The following is a 23,780-nucleotide window of genomic DNA, read 5'->3' as shown; positions in this document are numbered from 1 at the left end:
CATCTGGCCCGCCGTAAAAGATGGCCGCAAACCCCACGTCGGCGCGTACGCGTCCACCTGGCCCGCCGTAAAAGATGGTCGTAAACCCCACGTGGGCACGTGCGCACCGACCAGAACCGCCGCAACAAATGGCCGCAAACCCCCACGCCGGCGGCAACCGTCCCACCGTGGCTAAGGTGCAAGCATGTCCACGGTGAGGTTGGCCTCGGTGTTGGGGATGCCCATGTCGGAGGCGCGTTTGTCGGCCATGGCCAGCAACCGCCGGATACGCCCCGCGATCGCGTCCTTGGTCAGCGGCGGATCGGCGATCTGCCCCAGCTCCTCCAGAGACGCCTGCTTGTGCTCCACCCGCAGCCGCCCCGCCACCACCAGATGCTCGGGCGCCTCCTCCCCCAGAATCTCCAGCGCCCGCTGCACCCGCGCCCCCGCCGCCACCGCCGCCCGCGCCGACCGCCGCAGGTTGGCGTCGTCGAAGTTGGCCAGCCGGTTGGCCGTGGCCCGCACCTCGCGGCGCATCCGCCGCTCCTCCCAGGCCAGCACGCTGTCATGCGCGCCCAGCCGGGTGAGCAGCGCACTGATCGCGTCGCCATCTCGCACCACGACCCGGTCCACGCCGCGCACCTCGCGCGCCTTGGCGTGGATCTTCAGCCGCCGCGCCGACCCCACCAGGGCCAGCGCCGCCTCCGGCCCCGGGCACGTCACCTCGAGCGACATCGACCGCCCCGGCTCGGTGAGCGAGCCGTGCGCCAAGAACGCCCCCCGCCACGCGGCCTCGGCGTCGCAGGCGGCCCCCGCCACCACCTGGCGGGGCAGCCCCCGCACCGGACGCCCGTGGTTGTCGATCAGGCCCGTCTGCCGGGCCAGTGCCTCACCGTCGCGGTAGACGCGCACCACGTACCGTGACCCCTTACGCAGCCCCGCCGGCGCCAGCACGAGCACCTCGGCCTTGTGACCGAAGACCTCACCGATGTCCTTGATCAGTCGCCGTGCGGTGGCGTTGGTGTCGAGTTCGGCCTCGATCACGATCCGCCCGCCCACCAGGTGCAGGCCGCTGGCGAACCGCAGCAGCGTCGAAACCTCCGCCTTGCGGCAGCACGGCTTCAGCACCGGCAGGCGGCTCAGTTCGTCTTTCACCACACCTGTCATCGCCATGCGCTAGTCCTCTCCCCCATTCAGACCGGATCCCTTGAGTCTCTCGCACCTTCGCGCCACGCCGACCAGGATCAACGCTTCGAGAGGAAAATCTCGTCCAGGACGGAGGCAAGACGTCGTGGGTCATGCTTCGGCGAGCCGTCGCGGCCCGCCACGTCGGCCATCACGAGCCGGGCGCCGAGGGCCGCGGCGGCCTTCTCTAGCGCGTCCGGATCGTCCACGATGCCGGTGTCGGCGAGCACGATGTCGATCGACAGGTCCGGGGCGTGCTGCCTGAGCACCTCCAGATGCTGCTGAGGGGAGAAGTCGTCGGTCTCGCCCGGCTGCGGCGCCAGGTTGAGCGTCACCAGCCGCCTGGCCCGGGTGGCGTGCAGCGCCCTGGCCAGCTCGGGCACCTTGAGATGCGGCAGCACGCTGGTGAACCACGACCCGGGCCCGAACACCACCCAGTCGGCCTCCAGCACGGCCGCTACCGCCTCGGGCCTGGCGGGCGGATCCTCGGGCACGAGAGAGATCGCCTGCACCCGGCCGGGTGTGAGAGCGCACGCCACCTGGCCGCGTACGGTCGAGATGACGCCGTCGAGCTCCACCTCGGCCACGATGTCGAGCGGCACCGACGCCATCGGCAGCACCCGTCCGTGCGCGCCCAGCAGCCGCCCGACCCAGTCGAGCCCCTCCACAGAGTCGCCGAGCAGCTCCCACAGCGCCACGATCAGCAGGTTGCCGACGGCGTGCCCGTGCAGGTCGCCCTCGCTCCTGAAGCGATGCTGGACGACCTCGCTCCAGGTGCTGCCCCACTCGTCGTCACCGCACAGCGCGGCCAGCGCCATCCGCAGGTCGCCGGGCGGCAGCACGCCGAGCTCCCGGCGCAGCCGCCCGCTGGACCCGCCGTCGTCGGCGACGGTCACCACGGCGGTCAGGCGATCGGTGACCATCCGTAAGGCGGACAGAGACGCATAAAGCCCATGCCCACCCCCCAACGCCACGACCCCAGGCCCGAACCCGGCCTCCCGTCCCTCGGACCCGGCCGCTTCGAGCACGCGCGAACCATCATCGGAAGAAGCCGCGGCATCGAGCACGCGCGAACCATCGGTGGTCTCAAGCGAACGAACCTCGCCCCCCACCAGATCCGGAACAGCCTTCGAACCACCCTCTACCGGATCCGGCAAAGCAGCGTCGGCACGCTCATCGGTCACTCCCGCCCCACATCCCGATGGCTCACCTGGACCTCCATCCCGCGGTCGCGCAGGCGGGCGCCGACCTGCTCGGCCATGGCCACGCTCCGGTGCTTGCCGCCCGTGCAGCCCACCGCCAGCGTCGCATAGCTCTTGCCCTCGCGCGCGTATCCGGCGGCGACCACCTGCAGGACCTCCTCGTACGCGTCGAGGAACTCCTTGGCCCCCGGCTGCCCGAGCACGTAGTCGGCCACGGACGGGTCGAGCCCGTTCATCGGCCGCAGCTCGGGCACCCAGTGCGGGTTGGGCAGGAACCGGCAGTCGACCACGAGATCGGCGTCGACCGGCAGCCCGTACTTGAACCCGAACGACACCACGTTGAGCCGCAGCCCCGGCCGGTCCTCCCCGCCGAAGTAGGCGACGATCTTGTTGCGCAGGTCGTGCACGTTGTGCGCGGAGGTGTCGATGACCAGGTCGGCGTTGGCGCGCACCTCGCGCAGGATCCCCCGCTCGCGGGCGATCCCGTCGACCAGCCGCCCCTCGCCCTGCAGCGGGTGCGGGCGGCGCACGTTCTCGAACCTGCGCACCAGCTCCTCGTCGCTGGCCTCGAGGAAGACCACCCGCACGCGTACGCCGCGCCCTTCGAGCTCCTCGATGGCCGCGTTGAGGTCGGTGGTGAAGGCCAGGCTGCGCACGTCGACGACGGCCGCCACCTTGTCGGTGGCCAGCTTGACCTTGCCCGCCTCCTCGGCCATGGCGAACAGCAGCCCTGGCGGCAGGTTGTCGATCACGAACCAGCTCAGGTCCTCGAGGGCCTTGGCCGCGGTGCTGCGGCCCGCCCCCGACATGCCGGTGACGATGACGAACGCCGGTTCGGTGCTCATCGTCTCGCTCCGTCCGCCGGCCCGGTATCACGGACCTGCTCGCGTGCCGGCGCGCCGCGCCGGCGATCCGGTGGGGCGCTCGCCCCTTCGGCATGAACACCTTGGCATCCTGACGAGATCAAGGTGACTCTCCCTTCAGCGTCGACACGATGACCTCGGCGATGGACGGGCCGATGCCGGGAACCTCGCAGATTTCGGCGGCAGTGGCCTCGCGTAGTTTCTTCACGGAGCCGAAGTGTCTGAGCAGCGCCTGCCTGCGCGCCGGCCCCAGGCCGGGCACGCTGTCGAGCGCGCTCTCCTTCACCGTCTTTGACCTCTTGGAACGATGGTAGGTGATGGCGAACCTGTGTGCTTCGTCTCGTACGCGTTGCAGGAGGTAGAGACCCTCACTTGAACGAGGCATGATAACCGGCTGGTCATCGCCGGGCAGCCACACCTCCTCCAGCCGTTTGGCCAGGCCGCACACGGAGACGTCGTCGATGCCGAGCTCGTCGAGCGCCCGCTGGGCGGCGGCCGCCTGGGGCCCCGCGCCGTCGACCACGACCAGGTTGGGCGGGTAGGCGAACTTGCGCGGTTTGCCCGTCTCCGGGTCGATGGGGCCGTGACCGTCCTCGTCGTCGGCCGCCAGCTCGCCCGTCGCGGAGCGCTCCTCCAGGTAGCGGCGGAACCGCCGGGTGATCACCTCGTGGATCGAGGCGACGTCGCCCTCTTTGCTCTTGACCGCGAAGCGGCGGTATTCGCCCTTGCGTGCCAGGCCGTCCTCGAACACCACCATCGACGCCACGACGTTCTCGCCCTGCAGGTGGGAGACGTCGTAGCACTCGACGCGCAGCGGCGCCTGGTCGAGGTCGAGCGCTTCGGCGATCTCCTGCAGGGCCTTGCTGCGGGTGGTCAGGTCGCTGGCGCGGCGGATCTTGTGCTGCGCCAGCGACTCCTTGGCGTTGCGCTCGACGGTCTCCATCAGCGACTTCTTGTCGCCGCGCTGCGGCACGCGCACCTCGACGCGGGCGCGGCGCTGCTCGGTCAGCAGCTCGGCGACCGCCTCGTTGTCGGGCGGCAGCGCGGGCACGAGCACCTCGCGGGGCATCGAGTCGGGGCTCGCCTCGGCGTACATCTGCAGCAGGAACTGCTCGACCAGCTCGCCGGGCGAGGTCTCCTCGACCTTGTCCACCACCCAGCCGCGCTGGCCGCGGATGCGGCCGCCGCGCACGTAGAAGACCTGGACGGCGGCTTCGAGCGGATCTTCGGCCAGCGCGATCACGTCGGCGTCGGTGCCCTCGCCGAGCACGACCGCCTGCTTCTCCAGCGCCCGCTGCAGCGCCTGGATGTCGTCGCGCAGCCGGGCCGCCCGCTCGTATTCCTGCTCGACGGCCGCGTCGCGCATCTCCTTCTCCAGCCGTTTGATGAACCGGCCGGTGTTGCCCGCCATGAAGTCGCAGAAGTCTTCGGCCAGGTCGCGGTGCTCGTCGGGGGTCACCCGGCTCACGCAGGGCGCCGAGCACTTGTCGATGTAGCCGAGCAGGCACGGCCGGCCGATCTGCCCGGCCCGCTTGAACACCCCCGCGCTGCAGGTGCGCACCGGGAAGACCCGCAGCAGCAGGTCAACGGTCTCGCGAATGGCCCACGCGTGGGAATAGGGCCCGAAATAGCGGGTGCCCTTGCGCTTGGCACCGCGCATGACCTGCACGCGCGGGAACTCCTCGCCCATGGTGACCGCGAGGTAGGGGTAGGACTTGTCGTCGCGGTATTTCACGTTGAAGCGCGGGTCGAACTCCTTGATCCAGGAGTATTCGAGTTGCAGCGCCTCGACCTCGGTGCTCACGACCGTCCAGTCGACGCCGGCCGCCGTGGTCAGCATCGTCTGCGTGCGCGGGTGGAGCGCGGAGAAATCGGCGAAGTACGAATTGAGCCGCTGCCGCAGGCTCTTGGCCTTGCCGACGTAGATCACCCGGTCATGCGCGTCCCTGAACCGGTAGACCCCCGGGGAATCGGGGATCGAACCCGGCTTGGGCCGGAAACTCAAGGTGCTGCCCGCTGATCTCGCCACGCCTAGAGCCTAGTAGCCCCCACCGACAAGGTTGCCCGCCGTATCTTTTCGCCAAAAGAAACGGCGGGCAACGCTGAAGAGTCGTCCGCTACGCGAGCATGATCTGGTCGCCCTCGACCTTGATCTCCTGCGCGGGCAGCGGCTTCTCCGCCGGGCCGGCCGTGACCGCGCCGTCGGCGATACCGAACTTGCTGTTGTGACACGGGCACACGATCGCGCCGCCCTCGACGCTGCCGACCGCGCAGCCCTTGTGCGTACAGACCGCGCTGAACGCCTTGAACTCGCCTTCGGTCGGCTGCGTCACCACGATCTTCTGATCCTTGAAGATCGTGCCGCCGCCGACGGGGATGTCGGCGGTCTTGCCCAGTGCGCCACCGGCCTGGGGCGCGCTGGACTCGGACGCGCCCGCGGCGGGCGCGCTCGACTCGGTCGCGGTCGTGGTGCCGGTCGTTCCTGTGTCGCTTGCGCCGCACGCGGTGATCGCCAGCGCCAGGCCACCCGCTCCGACGCTTGCGAACACCGCCCTGCGGCTCTGCTGAAGGTCTTCTCCCATGCGCACACCCAAGCGCACGCAGGTGAGAAAATCATGAGACGACGGCTAGGCCAGCCGGATCTTGTCGCCGTCCACGGTGATCTGCTTCTCCTCCAGCGGGCCGCCCGCGGGGCCGTCCTTCACCGAACCGTCCTCGATGCTGAACTTGCTCCCGTGGCACGGGCAGTTGATCGTCTTGTTGGCGACGGTGGCGACCGTGCACCCCGCGTGGGTGCAGACCGCCGTGAACGCCTTGAACTCCCCGGCCGTCGGCTGCGTCACCACGATCTTCTGGCTCTCGAAGACCTTCCCGCCCCCCTCGGGAATGTCGCTGGTGTCGGCCAGCGCCTTGGCCTGCGATTCCTTCTTCTTCTTGGTGGGCTCAGACGACGCCTCCTCCTCAGCCGGCGCCTCCGGCTCCGCGCTCGCCTCCGTCGTCGGCGAACCATAGCTCGCGCACGCCGTCAGAACCGCAGCGAGTCCGGCGCCACCGGCACCGAACACCACTGTCCGGCGCGTCGTTTCCGTCATGGTGTGTCCTCCCAGATTGTTTCTCACTTCAGGTACGGCCAGCGCCCTCGCGCCGGTTCAGCGTGCCCGAGCCCAATCCGGGTAACTACGCAGATTTACCTGTTCATGCCACCACGATGCCGTCGCCCTCGACCCTGACCTTGAACGAGGCCAGCGGCGCGGTGGCGGGCCCCTTGGTGGCCTTACCGCTGTCCGTGGCGAACTCGCTGCCGTGGCAGGCACAGCGGATGACGTTGTCCTTGGGCGTGCTGACCGCGCAGCCCTTGTGCGTGCACCGCGCGCTGAAGGCCATGTAGACGCCCTCGCTCGGCTGCGTCACCACGACCTTCAGGTCCTCGATCAGCGCGCCACCGCCTACGGGCACGTCGGCCGTCTTGGCGAGGACCTTGCCCTTCAGACTCGGCCTGCTCTCGGCCCCGCCGGTGCCGCAGGCGGTCAGCGCCAGCCCGCAGGCCGCCACCCCGGCCGCTCCCAGCACCTCGCGCCGTCCCAACCCGTTTTCGGACATGGCTCCGCCCCGATCCGTCATCATTGTTTTCCGGCCGGCCTCGCACACCCCTTGGCCAGGCATTAACTGTATTGGCGTTACCCCACGGTCCGGTCAGCGGGTGGTAGGCGTACGGTCAGCGGCGGAGCCCAGGCTCCTCTCATGACATAGACGACGACCAGCCCGCCCGCCCCACCTGTCCCCCGGCTTCGCTGGTGGCGGCGTTCCTGGCGTTCTCGCTACCGCCCTGCCTGTCGCTGGACCCGGCCCAGTCCCGTGTGCCCGCCCCCCGGCTTCTTCCCACCGCACTTCGTGATGCTCTCTGCACGTGATCTTCGGCTCGATCGCGATGATCACGTGCTGCCTGCGGATCTGGCCGTGGTTCCGCCGGCACCATTCCAGGCGCCCACCGCCTGATCGGCCGTGTGTACGTCTTCGGCGGCCGCCTCCCGAGCGGCCTGCTGGGCCTGGTGGCCGGTCTGGCGACCCCGTACGGCCCGGTCACGATGGCCGGTGACGCGCTGCTCTGGCTGAGCTGTACGCCGGCCGGCCGGCGGATGGCCGGGCGGCGCCGGTTCGTCGATCACCGCCGGTGGATGGTGCGCAACTTCGCCCTGACGATGTCCATCATCACCAACCGCGTGTACGGCGTGCTGTTCGCCATTCTGCTGTCGCCGCAGCTTGAAACGACGTTCCACGGCGACGAGACCCTGCCGGCCGCCACGGTGGCGGGCCTGGGTGCCTGGCTCGGCTGGATCCTGCCGCTGCCGTTCGCGGAGTGGTGGCTCGAACGCGGCGACGCCGCTCCTGAATCACCTTCCAGGGAGGACCGGCGGTCCGATCCCCGATGAGCCGGGGAACGGACCGCCAGGTATCAGATCAGACGGAGAGGATCTTCCGCAGGAACCGCCCGGTGTGGCTCTCCTCCACCAGCGCGACCTCCTCCGGAGTGCCGCTGGCGACCAGGGTGCCACCACGCGACCCGCCCTCGGGCCCCATGTCGATCAGCCAGTCGGCGGTCTTGATGACGTCGAGGTTGTGCTCGATGACGATCACCGTGTTGCCGCCGTCGACCAGCCGCCCCAGCACTCCGAGCAGCCGCCGGATGTCCTCGAAGTGCAGACCGGTGGTCGGCTCGTCGAGGACGTAGATGGTCCGCCCGGTCTGCCGCCGCTGCAGCTCGGAGGCGAGCTTGACCCGCTGCGCCTCACCACCGGACAGCGTGGTCGCCGGCTGCCCGAGCCGTACGTAACCCAGGCCCACGTCGTTGAGCGTCTGCAGGTGCCGCTTGATCGCCGGAATCGCGTCGAAGAAGCCCAGGGCCTCCTCGATCGGCATGTCGAGCACCTCGGAGATCGTCTTGCCCTTGTAGTGGACCTCCAGCGTCTCCCGGTTGTAACGGGCGCCGTGGCAGACCTCGCAAGGCACGTAGACGTCCGGCAGGAAGTTCATCTCGATCTTGATGGTGCCGTCGCCCGCGCACGCCTCGCAGCGCCCGCCCTTGACGTTGAAGCTGAAGCGCCCCGGCTGGTAGCCGCGCACCTTCGCCTCCGCCGTGGCCGCGAACAGCTTGCGCACGTGGTCGAACACACCGGTGTACGTCGCCGGGTTGGAGCGCGGCGTGCGCCCGATCGGCGACTGGTCCACGTGGACGACCTTGTCCACCTGGTCCATGCCGTTGATCCGGGAGTGCCGCCCGGGCACCGTGCGCGCCCCGTTGAGCTCCTTGGCCAGCGCGCTGTAGAGAATGTCGTTGACCAGCGTCGACTTCCCGGACCCCGACACCCCCGTGACGGCCGTGAACATGCCCAGCGGGAAGTCGATGTCGACGCCCTTGAGGTTGTGCTCGCGGGCCCCCTTGACCGTGATCTGCCGCTTCTTGTCCCGCTTGCGGCGCTTGGCGGGGATCGCGATGCTCTTGCGCCCGGACAGGTATGCCCCGGTCATCGAGGTCTCACTCGCGAGGAGCTCCTGCACGGTGCCGGAGACGACGACCTGGCCGCCGTGCTCACCGGCGCCGGGCCCGATGTCGACCACCCAGTCGGCGGCCGCGATCGTGTCCTCGTCGTGCTCGACCACGATCAGCGTGTTGCCCATGTCGCGCAGCCTGATCAGGGTGTCGAGCAGCCGCATGTTGTCGCGCTGGTGCAGGCCGATGGACGGCTCGTCCAGGACGTACAGGACGCCGACCAGGCCGGAGCCGATCTGCGTGGCCAGCCTGATGCGCTGCGCCTCGCCGCCCGCGAGGGTGGCGGCGGCGCGGTCCATGGACAGGTAGTCGAGGCCGACGTCGAGCAGGAAGCCCATGCGGGCGTTGATCTCCTTGACCACCTGCTCGGCGATGTGCATGTCGCGGTCGGACAGCTTGAGCCCGGCCAGGAACTTCGCGCACTCGCCGATCGACATGGCCGCGACGTCGGCGATGGACTGCCCTGCCACCGTGACCGCGAGGGTGATCGGCTTGAGCCTGGCCCCCTTGCAGGCGGGGCACGGGATCTCGCGCATGTAGCCCTCGAACCGCTCGCGCGCCGAGTCGCTCTCGGCCTCGGCGTGCCGGCGCTGCACCCACGGGATGACGGCGGTGAAGGTGGTGTAATAGGCCCGCTTGCGGCCGAATCGGTTGCTGTAGCTGACGTGCACCTGCTCGTCGTGCCCGTACAGCAGCGCCTTCTGGGCCTTCTTCGACAGCTTCTCCCACGGCGTGTCGAGCGTGAACCCGACCGTGTGGCCGAGCGCCTCGATCAGCCTGGCGAAGTATTCGCTGGTGTGGCCGCCGGACCAGGGGTGGATCGCGCCGTCGCCGAGCGTCCGCTCGGGGTCGGGCACCACCAGGTCGGGGTCCACCTCCATCTTGGTGCCCAGACCGGTGCACTCCGGGCAGGCGCCGAACGGCGAGTTGAACGAGAACGAACGCGGCTCCAGCTCCTCGAACGACAGGTCGTCGTAGGGGCAGTAGAGGTGCTCGGAGTAGAAGCGCTCACGGTTGGGGTCGCCCTCGGGCAGGTCGACGAACTCGAGCGTGATCGTGCCGCCGGACAGCTGCAGCGACGTCTCGACGGAGTCGGTGAGCCTGCGCCGCGACGACTCCTTGACCGACAGGCGGTCGACGATGACCTCGATGTCGTGCTTCTCGTACTTCTTCAGCGTCGGCGGCTCCTCCAGCCGTACGACGGTGCCGTCGACCCTGGCCCTGGCGAAGCCCTTGGTCTGCAGCTCGCGGAACAGCTCCGCGTATTCGCCCTTGCGCCCCCTGACGACCGGCGCGAGCACCTGGAACCGGGTGCCCTCCTCCAGGTCCATCACCCGGTCGACGATCTGCTGCGGCGTCTGCCTGGCGATCGGGCGCGCGCACACCGGGCAGTGCGGCTTGCCGATGCGCGCCCACAGCAGCCTCAGGTAGTCGTAGACCTCGGTGACCGTGCCGACGGTCGAGCGCGGGTTCTTGTTGGTGGCCTTCTGGTCGATGGACACCGCGGGCGACAGGCCCTCGATGAAGTCGACATCGGGCTTGTCCATCTGGCCGAGGAACTGGCGGGCGTACGCCGACAACGACTCGACGTAGCGCCGCTGCCCCTCAGCGAAGATCGTGTCGAAGGCCAGGCTCGACTTGCCAGAGCCGGACAGGCCGGTGAAGACGATCAGCGAGTCTCGCGGCAGGTCGAGCGAGACGTCCTTGAGGTTGTGTTCTCGTGCACCACGCACGATCAGGCGGTCTGCCACGGCGATCCCGGATGTCGAAAGGCGGATAGGTCCACGGGGGATGGTAGACGGAGGCTCCGACAATTTCGGCGGCCCGATCTCCGGCCATCGAAAATCCGTCCCCCACAGGTTACGGCCATCTCGCGCCTCGCCAGGAGCCCTTCAACATTCAACCTCCCGACCTGCGGTTTTATGCCCCGTCCAGCCCAGACACCCTAGATGATGAAATATCAGGACATGACCGTTCTACCCGCGCTGCAGGCCGAACTGGCCGCGGCGACCGACCGGCTGCTGGCCACGGCCGCGTCCCTCTCGGACACCGACATCGCCGCCCCCTCCCTCCTGCCCGGCTGGACCAGAGGACACGTCCTCGCCCACCTCGCCGGCAACGCCCGCTCCCACCTCAATCTCCTGACCTGGGCGAGAACCGGCACCAAAACCCCTCAATACTCCTCGTACGAGGCCAGGGCCACCGAGATCGCCGCCCACGCCACCCGCCCGGCCGCCAGGCTCCTGGCCGAGCTCGGAGAAGAGGCCGCCCGCCTGGCCACCGCCATCCGCGACCTCCCCGAGGACCGCTGGTCCGCCCCGGTCGAGGCCATGCGCCCGCCGCCCCACCCCGCCTGGTACATCCTGGTACGCCGCCTGCGCGAGGTCGGCCTCCACCACGTCGACCTCGACGCCGGCCACACTCCCGCGGACTGGCCGGCCTCGTTCGTCCGCCGCGAACTCCACGACTGCCTGGCCTGCTGGCCGTACGACCGCTCCACGATCAGCGAGGTCATCATCAAGGAGGGCACCCGAACCATCGCCGAATGGCACAACCTGGGCACCGGTCCAGGAGTCACCGGCGCACCGGCCGACATGCTGGCCTGGCTCACCGGCAGGTCGGACGGCAAGGGGGTTAGTCTGTTGCCCGTGGGGCAGTCGTTGCCGCCACGCCCCGGGCCGGCGGATCTCCCAGATCCGCCGCCGTGGCAGACGATGCCGGCCCCCGCTGATCTACCCATGACGCCTCCAAAGGACTATTCATGACCTATTCAGGTGACGTCCAGGTCGGCGGCCCCGCCGACGTGCGCGAGCTGCCCGCGATGACGATCTGCAAGCTCGCCGTCGGCCCGTACGACAACAACGCCTACCTGCTGCGTTGCACCGAGACCGGCGAAGGGCTGCTCATCGACGCGGCCGCCGACTCCGACCGGCTGCTGGCCCTGATGGGCGAGCAGGCGGTGGGCACGATCGTCACGACGCACCAGCACGGCGATCACTGGCAGGCACTGGAGCAGATGGTCAAGGTGACGAGCGGGCAGGTGGTCGCCCATCCGCTCGACGCCTCCGCCCTTCCCGTACCGGTCGACCGCACGGTCGAGCACGGCGACACGATCACGTTCGGCGCGGTCACCCTGGAGGTCATCCATCTGCGGGGGCACACCCCGGGCTCCATCGCCCTGCTGTACGACGGCGGCACGGCGGGTCACCACCTGTTCACCGGCGACTCCCTGTTCCCCGGCGGGGTCGGCAACACCTGGAAGGACGCCGAGCGTTTCAACCAGCTCTACACCGATGTGGTGGAGCGCGTCTTCAACCGCCTGCCCGACGAGACCTGGGTCTACCCGGGCCACGGCAAGGACACCACGCTGGGGGTGGAGCGCCCCGCCCTTCCCGAGTGGAAGGCCAGGGGCTGGTAGCAGGGCCGGTGGCAGGGCCGGTGGCAGGGCTGGTGGCAGGGCTGGTGGCAGGGCTGGTTGCAGGGCTGGTTGCAGGGCTCACCCGCGGGCGGCCAGCACGTGCACGATGCGCTCGGCCGCCAGGGTGGGATCGTCGGCCAGCCCGACGAGCTCGCCCCACGACCATCGGTAGAACCACCCCTCGGAGAGCGGCACGCAGTCGACGGTCTCGGCCAGCATGATCGTGTCGGGATCGCTGATGCGCAGCGCGGGCGGATAGGGCCGCAATGTGGCCGTCAGCCCGCGCTGTTCCAGCTCCGTGGCCAGCTTGCCGAGATAGTACGTGCGCGTATGCTCGCGCGGCGTGGCGGCCATGGTTCCATCAAAGCCGAAGTAAGACGAAAAATCCCGCTAGTTGTGAATGCGCTCCGCACCCTTGCGCTGCTCGCGCTTGTAGAACAGCATCCGCAGCGGAATCGCCGCCACCAGGGCGATCTGCATACTCGCCCCGATCTTGATCGGCAGGTCGCCGCCCTGCGGCCAGGCGACCCAGACGGCGAGGAACGCCACGTTCACCATGATCCACCCGAGAACGACCGCGAGAAGCTGGCCCTTCGGCTTGGGGTACTCGATGCGGCTGACCATCAGCCAGGCCACGGCGAGCACGCCGAGCAGGGTCCAGAAGTTCGGCTGGAAGAGCAGCACGATGGAGATCACGGTCATGGCGCCCATCGGGATGGGCAGGCCCATGAAGTCGCCGCTCTTGGTCTTGACGCAGGCGAACCTGGCCAGTCGCACGACCCCGGCGACCAGGATCGCCGTGGCCGCGGCCAGCACGGCGGTGAACGGCACCTGGTCGGTGAACCCGCCCCAGATCACGACCATGAACGCGGGCGCGAACCCGAAGCTGATGACGTCGGCCAGGTTGTCGAGCTCGGCGCCCATCGCGGAGGCCCGGAAGCGCCGCGCGACGAGGCCGTCGAACAGGTCGCACGTCGCGCCGATGAGCAGCAGCACGATGGCGGTGGCGAAGTAGCTGGGCGCCGGTGTGAACCGGCCACCGCCCACCTGGAGCTGCTGAATGGCGGAGTAGGCGAGCACGCACACCGCCAGGAAGCCGCAGACGGCGTTGCCCAGCGACAGGGAGTCGGCGGCCGACAGGCGGAACGCCTTGCCGACCGGACCACGTTGCTCGTCCTCGTTCGCCTGCCAGCTACCGGCGTCAGCCGCGGTCAATTCTGGTCACCCCCGCAACCGTCTTCTCCCCCACAGACACCGCGGGAGATATGCCTTCGGGCAGGTAGATGTCGACCCGCGAGCCGAACCGGATCAGACCGATCCGCTCAGCCTGCTCGACCTTCGCACCGGCGCTCAGGTACGGCACGATCCTGCGCGCCACCGCGCCCGCGATCTGCACCATCTCGATGTCGCCCAGCGTGGTCTCGAAATGCCACACCACGCGCTCGTTCTGGTCGCTGTCCTTGTTGAACGCCGGCAGGAACCCACCCGCCACATGCTGCACGGAGGAGACATTTCCCGCAAGGGGGGCACGGTTGACGTGCACGTTCAGCGGGCTCATGAAGATCGCCACCCTGGTACGGCCGTCCGGCCACGGGTCGATGCTCTGCACCACGCCGTCGGCGGGTGACAGGATGCGTCCCTCCCCCGGAATGCGGTCCGGGTCGCGGAAGAACCAGAGCATCCCGCCGGTGAGTGCGCTCAGCGGCGCCGCCGCCAGAGCCCATCGCCGGTCTCGGCGCGTCAGCAGCGCGGTAGCGGCCGCCGCGGCCGCCGTCGGGAGGAGCCACGGGGAGACCCCGCGTGCGAGCCTGATCCGGCTCGGCTTGGCAGAATCGTCTGACACGTACAACCTTTGGTGGTGATAGGACTGGGCGCTTTGCCGTGATGTTACAGAACCAGCAACTATTACACGGCGCAACTACACAAGCAAAGCGCCTCGAAGCCCTTTTCGCTAGACCTGCTCCGGGTGCGTTTCCTCGCCCTTGCGCGCGTCGATGCGGGCTTTGATCAGGCTGGCCACGGTGGTGATGACCATGGTGGCGCCAATGACCGAGAGCGACACCCAGATGGGAATTTGAGGCGCCCAGGAGACATGGCTGGAGTGCAACGCCTCCAATACCAGCTTAACCCCGATGAACCCCAGGATGAACGCCAAACCGTAACTGATGTACACGAGCCGCTGGAGCAGCCCGCCGAGTAGGAAGTAGAGCTGACGCAGCCCCATCAGGGCGAACGCGTTGGCGGTGAAGACGATGAAGGGGTCTTTGGTGAGCCCGAAGATCGCGGGAATCGAGTCGAGCGCGAACAGCAGGTCGGTGCTTCCGATGGCGACCATCACGATCAGCATCGGCGTGACCATGCGCCTGCCGTCGATCTTGACCGTGACCTTGGAGCCGACGTAGCCCTCGGTGGTGGGGAAGGCCCTGCGGACCCACCGCAGCACGGCGTTCTCGTTGAACTCCTCCTCGTCGCCCTTGAGGTGCTGGCGGACGAGGTTGATCGCGGTGTAGACGAGGAAGGCGCCGAACACGTAGAACAGCCAGCTGAACCGCTCGAGCGCCGCAGCGCCGAGCGCGATGAAGATGCCGCGCATGACGAGCGCGAGCAGGATGCCGACGAGCAGCACCTTGTGCTGATACGCCTTCGGCACGGCGAACCGGCTCATGATGATGAAGAAGATGAACAGGTTGTCGACACTGAGGCTGTATTCGGTGATGTAACCGGCGAAGAACTCGCCCGCCGCGCCACCACCGCCAACGGCCCACAACAACGCGCCGAAGGCGACGGCGAGGGCGACGTAGAACGTCACCCAGTATCCGGCCTGCCGCATGGAGAACTCGCGGGCTTCACCGCGGTCGACGATCCACAGGTCAACGGCGAGCACAACAAGAAGACCGCCGATAACGGCGATCCAGGCCCACATGGGTACGTCCACTCAAAACCCTCCGGCAGACATGGCTCAGTGCCGGAGGTCTCTCCCGCCCGCCGAAATCTGCGGACCGGCAGCCCCGGGGGCCCCGTGGAGCGGGGCGGCACCGTGATGACGAGGCTGTCGCGAAGGGATACTCCCCTCCCTAACCCACGCAGTATATGAGAACGCCTGAGCGTCACCTAATCATCCGCTGGATCTTGTCCGCGGTAGACGGCCAGCACACTCTCCACGGCCTCGTCGCCATCGGGCATCTCCCGCCCGCGCCGCACTGCCGCCGCAGCCAGCGTTTCCGCAGTTCCCGGCGTCGTCAGCAGTTCCTGTACGGCGTCACGGAACCCCCCGACGTCCCCATACGGCACCAAAATCCCCGCATCCCCCAATATTTCCGGAATCCCACCCACGGCGGAGGCGATGGCCGGCGTCCCCGCCATGAGCGCCTCCCTGAGCGTGAGCGGCTGCCCCTCCCACCGGCTCGGCATCAGCAGGGCGACGGCCGCGCCGAGCAGGTCGGCCACGTCATCCCGGTTCCCGAGCAGCACGACCGGGAGCCCTTCGGCATCGATCCGGCGCCGCAGCTCTCCACGCAACGGCCCTTCCCCCGCGACCACGAACAGGGGTTTCACGGAGTCGTCGCCCGGCCACGGTCCCGCGGCGACGTCGAGCAGCGTGTCGAGCCCCTTCTGCTGGGCCAGCCTGGCGATCGTCAGCACGACGGGCCGCTCCCCCGCCCCCAGCTCGGCCCTGACGTCCTCGGGCGTCCGCTTGGCGGGTGGCAGCGCGGGGGCCGGCACCAGGGCGGCCCGCACGTCGCGGGCGCCGAGCGTGGTCATGCGCGCGCCGAGGTCGGGCGAGACGGGCAGCACGCACCCGGCCCGGCGGGCCACGATCCGCTCCAGCACCCCATAGACCAGCCCGACGAAACCGCCTGTGGTCAGCGCGTTGTGCAAGGTCACCACCGGCCCGCGCCGCCCGATCGCGGCCAGCGCCCCGGCCCGCATCCCGTGAGCGTGCACGACATCGGCGCCCCGGGTCACACGTCTGAGGGCGAGCACGGCACGCACGTCGTTGACGGGGTCCGGCCGATCGGAGACGGCCACCTCCACGAACCTGGCTCCGGCGCTGGTGTACGCGAACTGCTCCTCAACGCTGCGCGGCCCGGCCACCACCACCCGATGCCCACGCCGTACCAGGCCGCGGACCAGCATCAGCACGTACCGCCCGGTGCCACCGGACGTGGTCCCCAGCACAAAAGCCACCCGCACGACCCGCTCCTCCCTCAAGCCCCACACCACCGTCCCACCACAACCCCGCACACGCCGCCCCGACCCAAAACCGGCCCGACCAAGACCACTCCATCCCAGACCGATCGAACTCAAGCCCGCTCGACCCAAGCCCATCCAGCCCGACCAAGACCAGCCCAACCCATACCGATCAAACTCAAGCCCGCTCGACCCAAGCCCATCCAGCCCGACCAAGACCACTCCATCCCCGGACCGGCCCAACCCAGACCACTCCATCCCAGACCGATCGAACTCAAGCCCGTCCAGCCCGTCCGGCTCGACCCGAACCCGCTCAACCTAGCCAGGTCGAGCCCCACCCCGGTCCAGCCCATGCCCGTCTCGCCCGGCCAGACCTAACTCCGCCGAACCCGGCCCACTGAGACCTGAACCTCCGCGCAACCCAGCCGGGTCGACCCCAGCCCAAGCCATCCAACCCGTCCCATTCCGCGCAAGCCCACCCCACCCCGCCAGGTCCAACCCCGCCCGGATCGTCCCAAACTCGCCCAACCTGGCCAGGTCCAGCCCGGCCCCGTTCGACCGAAGTCCGCTTGGTCCAGCCAGATCCAGCCCCGCCCCGCTCAGCCCGAACCCGCCAACCCAGCCGGGTTCGACCCCACCCGGTTCATCCGGACCGGTCCCGGCGGAGCAGGCCCGTCACCGCGCCCGCGTCCTCCCGGTCCACCACCGCCACGACCAACGCCCCCACCACCAGCGCCACCACCGCGGCCAGCACAGTCGCCAGGACCGTGAAGCCCATGCTTCCCGCCCCCAGCCAACCGGCCACTCCGCCCCCGGCCAGGTATCCGGCGAGTCCACCGGCCACCGCCGCGCCCCCTGCCCTGAGCAGCCCGGCGACGGCCGCGCGGCCCCGGGCCCGCATCACGGCCCCCAGCAGGAGCGCCCCGCCGACGGTCATGCCGACGCTCATCCCGAGCGCCATCCCCCCGATCTTCCACGCGTCGGGCAGGACCAGCACGAAGACCGTCTGGGCGACCATCACGACAGCCCAGGCCGCCACGGTCGAGGTGGCCACGGCCCGCCCGCGCCCGGCCGCGTACAGCACCCGGCTCAGATGGGCGATGAGTCCATATCCCACCAGCCCCGGCGCGAACAGGGCGATCGCCGCCGCCAGTTGCGGCGGGGGCACCACGGTCTTGCCGGCGAGGAACACCACCGCTCCCGGCCCGGACGCCGCCGCCAGCACCCCGGCCGCAAGCCCGGACACCAGCACCACCGCCCGGGTCGTGCGCGCCGCGAGCGCCGAGAACGCCACCGGATCGTCCGCCCGCGCCGACAGCCGGGGAAAGGCGCTGGTGGCGATGGGCACGGCGAGCACCGCGTACGGCACCAGATAGATCGCCCACGCGTAGTTGTAGACGGCGAGCGCCCCGGTGCCGATCGCCTGGTTCGACAGCAGGACCACCACGATCATGGCCGCCTGCTGGGCGAGCAGCGCGGCGATGCCCGCCAGGGCGAGCCTGCGCACCTGCCCGGCCACCCCGTCGGGGAACCGTAAGGTCGGCCGCCACCGCAGTCCCAGCCGCGCGACCGGCCCGATCACCGCCAGCACCAGCGACAGCACCCCGAGGCTCGTCCCCACCGACAGGGCCAGCTCGGCGGGCTCCAGACGCGCGACGGGCTCGCTCTGCCCGCCGCTGAGCGGCACGAACAGCAGGTAGGCCACGATGACCACGATGCTGGACACCAGGGGCGCGACCGCGGGCCCGGCGAACCGCTTGTGCGCCTGGAGCACGCCGTAGAGCACGACGGCCAGGCCGTACAGGGGGATCTGGGGGGCGAAGACGACCAGCATCCGGGTCGCGACGGCGGTCACCGCGTCTGTGCACCCCGCGACGCCGCCACCGAAGAACAGTCCGATGATCGGCCCCGCCAGCAGCGCGGTGAGCACGCCCACCGGCACGAGCACGACGACCACCCACGTGAGCAGCGCCGACCCGATCCGGCCGACCTGCTCCCGCGACTCGCGCCCGGCGAGCACGGGAACCACCATGCCGGCCAGCGCGCCTCCGACGACCACCTCGAACACGATGTTGGGGATCTGGTTGGCCGTCATGTAGGCGGTGGCAAGGCAGTTGGTGCCGACGGTCTGGGCGAAGGCGTATTGCTTGGCGAATCCGGCGACGCGTGCCAGCACGGTGATCGCCCCGATGAGCATCGCCCCGCCCGCGACGCCCCGCGCCGTCACCACGCCCACCCGGCCTCCCGCCGACCCGTACCGCCGATCACGCCTACGCAGACATCCTGGCAGGCCGGACCGACAATCGCGTCGCGGGCATCCTGGCCGGCCGAACCGGCGATCGCGTCGCCGACGTCTTGACAGACTGGGCCGTCGCAGGCGTCATAGCGGGCCGCGCAAGCGATCGCGTCACTGGCGTCCTGGCAGGACGGGCCATCGTGGGCGTCGTAGCGGGCCGCGCAAGCGATCGCGTCGCGGGCGTCCTGACAGACCGGACCGTCGCGCGCGTCCTAGCGGGCCGGACCGTCGCGCGCGTCCTAGCGGGCCGGACCGGCGCGCGCGTCGCGGGCGTCACACGGGGTCGACCGGGCGGCGGCCGAGCATGTCGATGCGGTTGAGCACGCTGTTCCCGGCGATGACCTTGGTGAAGCTGACCTTCTCCGAGGCTGCGGTCAGCGCCGCGATGGTGCCCAGCAGCGCGTACCGGCCGGGCTTGCCGAGGCTGGTGACGGCGGCGAGGCCGAGCAGGGCGCCCAGGGAGTTGGCGCCCGCGTCGCCGAGCATGGCGCGTTCGCCGAGGTCGTCGGGCAGCAGCGCGGCGGCGGCGCCCAGCGGGACGGCGGCCAGCGCGGCCGCGGCGGGCGAGGCGCGGAAGAGGGAGGCGGCCAGCAGCGGCCCGCCGGTGAGCAGCCCCACCTTGACGGCCCGGCCGGGACGCAGGTCGAAGAGGTTGGCGAGGTTCGCGGCGCCGGCGATGGTGGCGCCGTTGACGGCGGTGTCCACGGGGCCCGCCGAGACGAGGGCGGCGGCGCCGAGCCCGGTGGCGCCGATGCCCAGGATCTTGACGGCGCCGCTGGTGACCTCGCCACGCGCGAGCGCGGTCAGGTGGCCTTTGAAGCCCTTGGAGGACGTGGTGCCGTAGAGGTCGTCGTAGGCGCCCAGCGCCCCGCTGCCGACCCCGGCGAGCAGTGCCGCCGCCCGCACCCGGCCGGGCAGGCCGGGCGTGAGCGCGGCCGCGGCGCCTGAGCCGGCCACGAACGCGGGCCCTTCGAGCAGGGTGATGGGCTCGCCGCGGTGGTTCTTCCTGGTCCAGCGCCCGCCCAGATCGGCCGGCCGGTTGCGGGTGAAGCCCGTGTAGGCGACGCGGGCGGCCACGGCCCCGATCGCGGCTCCGGCGAGGGCGTAGAACAGGGCCCGGCTCGCAGGCATGTCAGCTCCCTGACTCGGTGGGGGTCGGCGTGGCGGACGTCAGGACGGGGACGGGGGCCGAGGCTCCCTTGCCGACGCCGTACTGGCCGGCGCGCCCGCTCAGCTGTTCTCGCAGAGAGTAGACGATGGCGACGCGGCCCACCGGCATATCCGCCGTGTCGACGGTGGAGACGCGCTTGGAGATCTCGCTCTCGTCGCGCAGGAGCGCGATCGGGTCGCCGGGCAGGACGGTGGTGGCGGCCGCGCCGGCGAGCACCGTGCCCTTGCCGCCCACGTCGAACGCGTTCGCCACCGAGACGAGCGCGCCCGCCTGGACCTCGGCGCCGTCACCGTCGTACGCCTTCTCGGGCGCGAACATGACCGCGAGCGTGGCCCGCTTGTCCACCTCGCCCTCGGTGCTGAGCAGCCCGCCCGCCTCGAACGTGCTGATGACGTCGGCGGTGGCGGTGTTGGGGGTGCCGCCCTGGGCCTGGTCGGTGGTGACGAGGGCCGCGGCGAGCAGCGTGGCGGCCCTGTCCCAGCTCGTGGCCGTGTCGGGGAATATCATGTTGACCGGTTTGAGCTGGTTGACCAGCCCGTCGAGCACGCCCTTGCCCTTGGGGTCGAGGAACTTCTCCGTCAGCGTGACGCGCCCGGTGACCTCCGCCCCGGCCTGGTCGAGCACCTGCTGCACGTTCTCGCGCACGGTGCCGCTGGAGCCGGGCGCCTCGATCAGCAGCACCCGCTGGCCGGTCAGGTCGCCGGCCACCACCTCGGGCGTGAGACCGGCGATGAACGCGTCGTTGCCCGCCTCCCTGCCGCGCAGGGTGTCGAGGTCGGCGCGCAGGCCGATGTTGGCGTTGTAGATCTCGTCGCTGGTCTTCTTGGCCAGATCGAGCGCCGGATCCTGGAGCAGCGTGGTGCCCAGCACGATCCCCACCGCCAGGGCCAGGAAGATGGCGACAGTGGAGACGAGGTGATAGCGGAAATCGATCACGAGAAGAGTCCGACCAGCCAGAAGATGAAGGCGTTCCAGAAGTCTTGCACGCCGTTCAGCCAGGTCTTGCCTAGCGGCGAGCTGACGAGCGCGACCCCCATGGTGATCAGCGCGGTGATCACCAGCAGGAGCAGCTGGGAGGTGGTGATGCGGCTGCGGTAGAGCCTGCTGACGCCCTTGGCGTCGATGAGCTTGCTGCCGATGATCAGCCGGGTGAGGAAGGTGCTGGCCATGCCGGAGCGCCCCTTGTCGAGGAACTCCTCCAGCGTGCCGTGGGTGCCGACGGCGACGATGAGCTCGGCCCCCTTGTCATCGGCCAGGAGCATCGCGATGTCCTCGCTGGTGCCGGTGGCGGGGAAGATCACCGCTTCGCGGCCGAGCTGGTGCACGCGCTCGAGGCCGGGCGCCCTGCCATCGCGGTAGGCGTGTACGACGAGCTCGGCGCCGCAGGTCAGGGCCTTGGTGGAGACCGAGTCGAAGTCGCCGACGATCACGTCGGGCAGGTAGCCGGCCTCCAGGAGCGCGTCGGCGCCGCCGTCGACGCCGACCAGCACGGGGCGGTATTCGCGGATGTACGGGCGCAGGGTCGCGATGTCTTCCTTGTAGTGATAGCCGCGCACCACGATGAGGACATGTCTGCCCTCCATGGGGGTGCGGATCTCAGGCACGCCGACTCCATCGATGAGAAGCTTGCCCTCACCACGAACGTACTCCATCGTGTTGACGGCGAAAGCCTCGATCTGGACGGCCAGCCCGGCGCGTGCCTCGGCCATGGCGGCCTCGACGGCCTCGGTGGACTGCTCCTCACCCTTGCCGACCACGTCGTCGTCGAGGTAGACGACGCCCTCGCAGATCCGGACGACGTCGCCGTCCTTGACCCGCTCGAACAGCTCCGGGTTGGCGTTGTCGACGAACGGCACCCCGGCTTCCAGCAAAATCTGTGGCCCCAGGTTGGGGTAGCGGCCGCTGATGCCCGAGGCCACATTGACCACGGCCGCCGCACCGCACGCGACGAGTGCCTCCGCGCTGACCCGGTCTACGTCAACATGGTCGATAATCGCAACTTCTCCAGGCTGGAGGCGTTTTGTCAGCCTCTTGGTACGCCGGTCGATTCTCGCCACTGCCGTTACACCGGGAAGGTCTCCGACCTTCCTACCGCGGAGGCCCGGCAATCTGTTTCCCGGAACCTTCATCAAGACCATCCTGCCAGAGCGAAACAGCGCAGGGGCCACGCATGACGCGGCGTGTCCGCTATGTCACCCAGGATCACCTGTCGGCGGCCGCGAGACCCAGCAGTTCTTCGGCGTGCGCGCGGCCAAGTTCGGAGTCTTCGAGTCCGGCCAGCATGCGAGACAGCTCGCGTACGCGGCCCTCGTGGTTGAGGGTGACGACGCCGCTGCGCACGACGCTGCCGTCGCTCGCCTTCTCGACCACGAGATGCTGGTCGGCGAACGCCGCGACCTGCGGCAGATGTGTGACCACTATCACCTGCGCGGTACGGGCCAGCCGGGCCAGCCTGCGCCCGATCTCCACGGCGGCCTTTCCGCCGACCCCCGCGTCGACCTCGTCGAACACGAACGTCGGCACCGGATCCGCACCGGCGAAGACCACCTCGATCGCGAGCATCACCCGGCTCAGCTCACCCCCGGAGGCGCCCTTGTTGAGCGGGAGGGGCGGCGCGGCGGGATGCGCGGCCATGCGCAGCTCCACCTCGTCGCGGCCCTCAGGGCCGAACTCGGCGCTCTGGGTGAGCTGGACGACGACCCTGGCGTGCGGCATGGCCAGCGCGGTCAGCTCCTCGGTCACCGCGTGCCCGAACCGCTCGGCGGCGGCCTCGCGCACCCCCGTGAGCTCGTCGGCCAGCTCGGTGAGGCGGGCGGTCAGCTCTTCGAATTCGCGAGTCAGCTCGCCGATGCGCTCGTCGTCGCCTTCGAGCTCGGCCAGCCGGCCGGCGGACTGCTGCGCCCAGGCCAGGACACCGGCGCTGTCCTCCGCATATTTCCGGATCAGGCTGGACAGCACGGAGCGGCGTTCCTGTACGGCCGCCAGCCGCGCCGGATCGGCCTCGATCGACTCCGCGTACGCCGCCAGATCGGTGGCCACGTCGGAGATCAGATAGCCGGCCTCGGCCAGCCGGTCGGCCACGCCGGCCAATTGGGTGTCGTAGTCGCGGACCGTCTCGACGGCCGACCGCGCCTCGCCGAGCAGGGAGATCACGTCGTGCGGGCTGCCCGCGGCCTCCATCGGGTCGCCGAGCAGCGCCGTGTGCGCGGTCGTCGCGGCACTGCGCAGCGCGTCGGCGTGCGAGAGCCGCTCCTCCTCAGAACGCAGCTCGATGTCCTCGCCCGGCTTGGGATCGACCTTCTCGATCTCCTCCAGGCCGAACCGGAGCATGTCGGCCTCCTGCGCCCGCTCCCTGGCCCTGGTGGTCAGCTCGTCGAGCAACGCGCCGACCTGCTTGTGCCGTTTGTACGCCTGCGAGTAGGCCCGCAGCGGCTTGACCAGCTTGTTGCCGGCGTAGCGGTCGAGCGCGGCCCGCTGCCTGCCCGACTGCAGCAGCCGCTGCTGATCCATCTGCCCGTGCACCGCCACCAGGTCGTCGGCCAGGTAGGTCAGCGTGCCGACGGGCACCGTGCGCCCTCCGAGCCACGCCCTGGACCTGCCCTCGGCCGAGACGGCCCGCGAGATGATCAGCTCGCCGTCCTCGATCTCGCCCCCGATGTCCTCGACCTGCTGGGCGACGCGCCCGCCCGGCTCGATGACCAGCGTGCCCTCGACGGTCGCCCGCTCCGCTCCCGGGCGGATGCGCGAAGGATCGCCCCGGCCGCCGAACAGCAGCCCGAGCCCGGTGACGACCATCGTCTTGCCCGCGCCGGTCTCGCCGGTGACCACGTTGAAGCCCGGCGAAAGCTCGAGCACGGCCTCGTCGATGACGCCGAGCCCCTGGATGCGGACCTCCTCGACCCTGGGTCGCACTGCCCACTCCCGTTC

Annotated in this window: 21 protein-coding genes; 3 read left to right on the top strand and 18 right to left on the bottom strand. The window is 69.9% G+C overall.

Translation table 11 applies throughout. The features are described from left to right. Positions 1-171 precede the first annotated feature (171 nt). From whiA to C4V41_RS42705, 7 genes are all read right to left on the bottom strand, one after another. Positions 172-1,152 carry a DNA-binding protein WhiA gene (whiA, locus tag C4V41_RS42735; protein ID WP_103961754.1) on the bottom strand — a complete coding sequence of 327 codons (981 nt, stop codon included), beginning with the start codon at positions 1,150-1,152 and terminating at the stop codon, positions 172-174. A gap of 71 nt (positions 1,153-1,223) precedes the next feature. Then, on the bottom strand, positions 1,224-2,087 hold the full coding sequence (locus C4V41_RS42730; RefSeq protein WP_235030738.1) for a gluconeogenesis factor YvcK family protein: 864 nt from the start codon (positions 2,085-2,087) through the stop codon (positions 1,224-1,226). 257 nt (positions 2,088-2,344) lie between these two features. Next, complete coding sequence (gene rapZ / locus C4V41_RS42725) at positions 2,345-3,211, bottom strand: RNase adapter RapZ (RefSeq protein WP_103961752.1); 867 nt, start codon at positions 3,209-3,211, stop codon at positions 2,345-2,347. 118 nt (positions 3,212-3,329) lie between these two features. Next, complete coding sequence (uvrC, locus tag C4V41_RS42720) at positions 3,330-5,234, bottom strand: excinuclease ABC subunit UvrC (RefSeq protein ID WP_103961751.1); 1,905 nt, start codon at positions 5,232-5,234, stop codon at positions 3,330-3,332. Between the two features lie 112 nt (positions 5,235-5,346). Continuing rightward, entirely contained in the window at positions 5,347-5,811 is a 465-nt protein-coding gene (locus C4V41_RS42715) for a Rieske (2Fe-2S) protein (protein WP_103961750.1), read from the bottom strand. 45 nt (positions 5,812-5,856) lie between these two features. Further along, the gene (locus C4V41_RS42710) at positions 5,857-6,321 is read right to left on the bottom strand and encodes a Rieske (2Fe-2S) protein (RefSeq protein ID WP_103961749.1); all 465 of its coding nucleotides are present in this window, start codon (positions 6,319-6,321) and stop codon (positions 5,857-5,859) included. Between the two features lie 103 nt (positions 6,322-6,424). Next, a complete protein-coding gene (locus C4V41_RS42705; RefSeq protein ID WP_200824605.1) occupies positions 6,425-6,829 on the bottom strand; it encodes a Rieske (2Fe-2S) protein in 405 nt (134 codons plus the stop codon). A gap of 374 nt (positions 6,830-7,203) precedes the next feature. Here C4V41_RS42705 and C4V41_RS63395 point away from each other — a divergent pair, with 374 nt between their 5' ends. Beyond that, a complete protein-coding gene (locus C4V41_RS63395; RefSeq protein ID WP_268808798.1) occupies positions 7,204-7,659 on the top strand; it encodes a DUF2306 domain-containing protein in 456 nt (151 codons plus the stop codon). A 28-nt stretch (positions 7,660-7,687) separates the two neighbouring features. Here the strand turns inward: C4V41_RS63395 and uvrA are convergent, their stop codons facing one another. Next, the gene (uvrA, locus tag C4V41_RS42695; RefSeq protein ID WP_103961748.1) at positions 7,688-10,528 is read right to left on the bottom strand and encodes an excinuclease ABC subunit UvrA; all 2,841 of its coding nucleotides are present in this window, start codon (positions 10,526-10,528) and stop codon (positions 7,688-7,690) included. A gap of 216 nt (positions 10,529-10,744) precedes the next feature. Between uvrA and C4V41_RS42690 the strand changes: the two genes are divergently transcribed. Together C4V41_RS42690 and C4V41_RS42685 are read left to right on the top strand one after the other, a co-directional pair. Next, positions 10,745-11,542 (top strand): maleylpyruvate isomerase family mycothiol-dependent enzyme, encoded by a 798-nt coding sequence (locus C4V41_RS42690; RefSeq protein ID WP_103961747.1) that lies wholly within the window; start codon positions 10,745-10,747, stop codon positions 11,540-11,542. Then, positions 11,539-12,195 (top strand): MBL fold metallo-hydrolase, encoded by a 657-nt coding sequence (locus C4V41_RS42685; protein WP_103961746.1) that lies wholly within the window; start codon positions 11,539-11,541, stop codon positions 12,193-12,195. Before C4V41_RS42690 ends, C4V41_RS42685 begins: the two co-directional genes overlap by 4 nt. 78 nt (positions 12,196-12,273) lie before the next feature. Here the strand turns inward: C4V41_RS42685 and C4V41_RS64675 are convergent, their stop codons facing one another. From C4V41_RS64675 to recN, 10 genes are all read right to left on the bottom strand, one after another. Next, a complete protein-coding gene (locus C4V41_RS64675; RefSeq protein WP_103961745.1) occupies positions 12,274-12,549 on the bottom strand; it encodes a hypothetical protein in 276 nt (91 codons plus the stop codon). A 36-nt stretch (positions 12,550-12,585) separates the two neighbouring features. Beyond that, positions 12,586-13,410 (bottom strand): CDP-diacylglycerol--serine O-phosphatidyltransferase, encoded by an 825-nt coding sequence (pssA, locus tag C4V41_RS42675; RefSeq protein WP_103961744.1) that lies wholly within the window; start codon positions 13,408-13,410, stop codon positions 12,586-12,588. Further along, positions 13,397-14,038, bottom strand: a complete 642-nt coding sequence (locus C4V41_RS42670) for a phosphatidylserine decarboxylase (protein WP_200824603.1) — start codon at positions 14,036-14,038, stop codon at positions 13,397-13,399. The genes pssA and C4V41_RS42670 overlap by 14 nt, the downstream gene beginning before the upstream one ends. Before the next feature lie 108 nt (positions 14,039-14,146). Beyond that, positions 14,147-15,130, bottom strand: coding sequence for a TerC family protein (locus C4V41_RS42665; RefSeq protein WP_103961742.1), 984 nt, complete (start codon positions 15,128-15,130; stop codon positions 14,147-14,149). A gap of 176 nt (positions 15,131-15,306) precedes the next feature. Continuing rightward, complete coding sequence (locus C4V41_RS42660; RefSeq protein ID WP_103961741.1) at positions 15,307-16,389, bottom strand: glycosyltransferase family 4 protein; 1,083 nt, start codon at positions 16,387-16,389, stop codon at positions 15,307-15,309. A 640-nt stretch (positions 16,390-17,029) separates the two neighbouring features. Beyond that, complete coding sequence (gene murJ / locus C4V41_RS42655; RefSeq protein ID WP_103961740.1) at positions 17,030-18,622, bottom strand: murein biosynthesis integral membrane protein MurJ; 1,593 nt, start codon at positions 18,620-18,622, stop codon at positions 17,030-17,032. A gap of 333 nt (positions 18,623-18,955) precedes the next feature. Continuing rightward, positions 18,956-19,813 (bottom strand): hypothetical protein, encoded by an 858-nt coding sequence (locus C4V41_RS42650; RefSeq protein ID WP_103961739.1) that lies wholly within the window; start codon positions 19,811-19,813, stop codon positions 18,956-18,958. A 1-nt stretch (position 19,814) separates the two neighbouring features. Then, on the bottom strand, positions 19,815-20,789 hold the full coding sequence (locus C4V41_RS42645; protein ID WP_103961738.1) for a copper transporter: 975 nt from the start codon (positions 20,787-20,789) through the stop codon (positions 19,815-19,817). Then, positions 20,786-21,982: a putative cytokinetic ring protein SteA gene (gene steA, locus C4V41_RS42640; RefSeq protein WP_103961737.1), complete on the bottom strand. Its 1,197-nt coding sequence runs from the start codon at positions 21,980-21,982 to the stop codon at positions 20,786-20,788. The genes C4V41_RS42645 and steA overlap by 4 nt, the downstream gene beginning before the upstream one ends. A gap of 73 nt (positions 21,983-22,055) precedes the next feature. Continuing rightward, positions 22,056-23,765, bottom strand: a complete 1,710-nt coding sequence (recN, locus tag C4V41_RS42635) for a DNA repair protein RecN (RefSeq protein WP_103961736.1) — start codon at positions 23,763-23,765, stop codon at positions 22,056-22,058. Positions 23,766-23,780: the final 15 nt, after the last annotated feature.

The organism is Nonomuraea solani, from assembly GCF_900108335.1.
Lineage (GTDB): Bacteria > Actinomycetota > Actinomycetes > Streptosporangiales > Streptosporangiaceae > Nonomuraea > Nonomuraea solani.
Note: the sequence above shows the minus strand (reverse complement) of the source record. Positions and strands in the feature narration are given on the sequence as shown.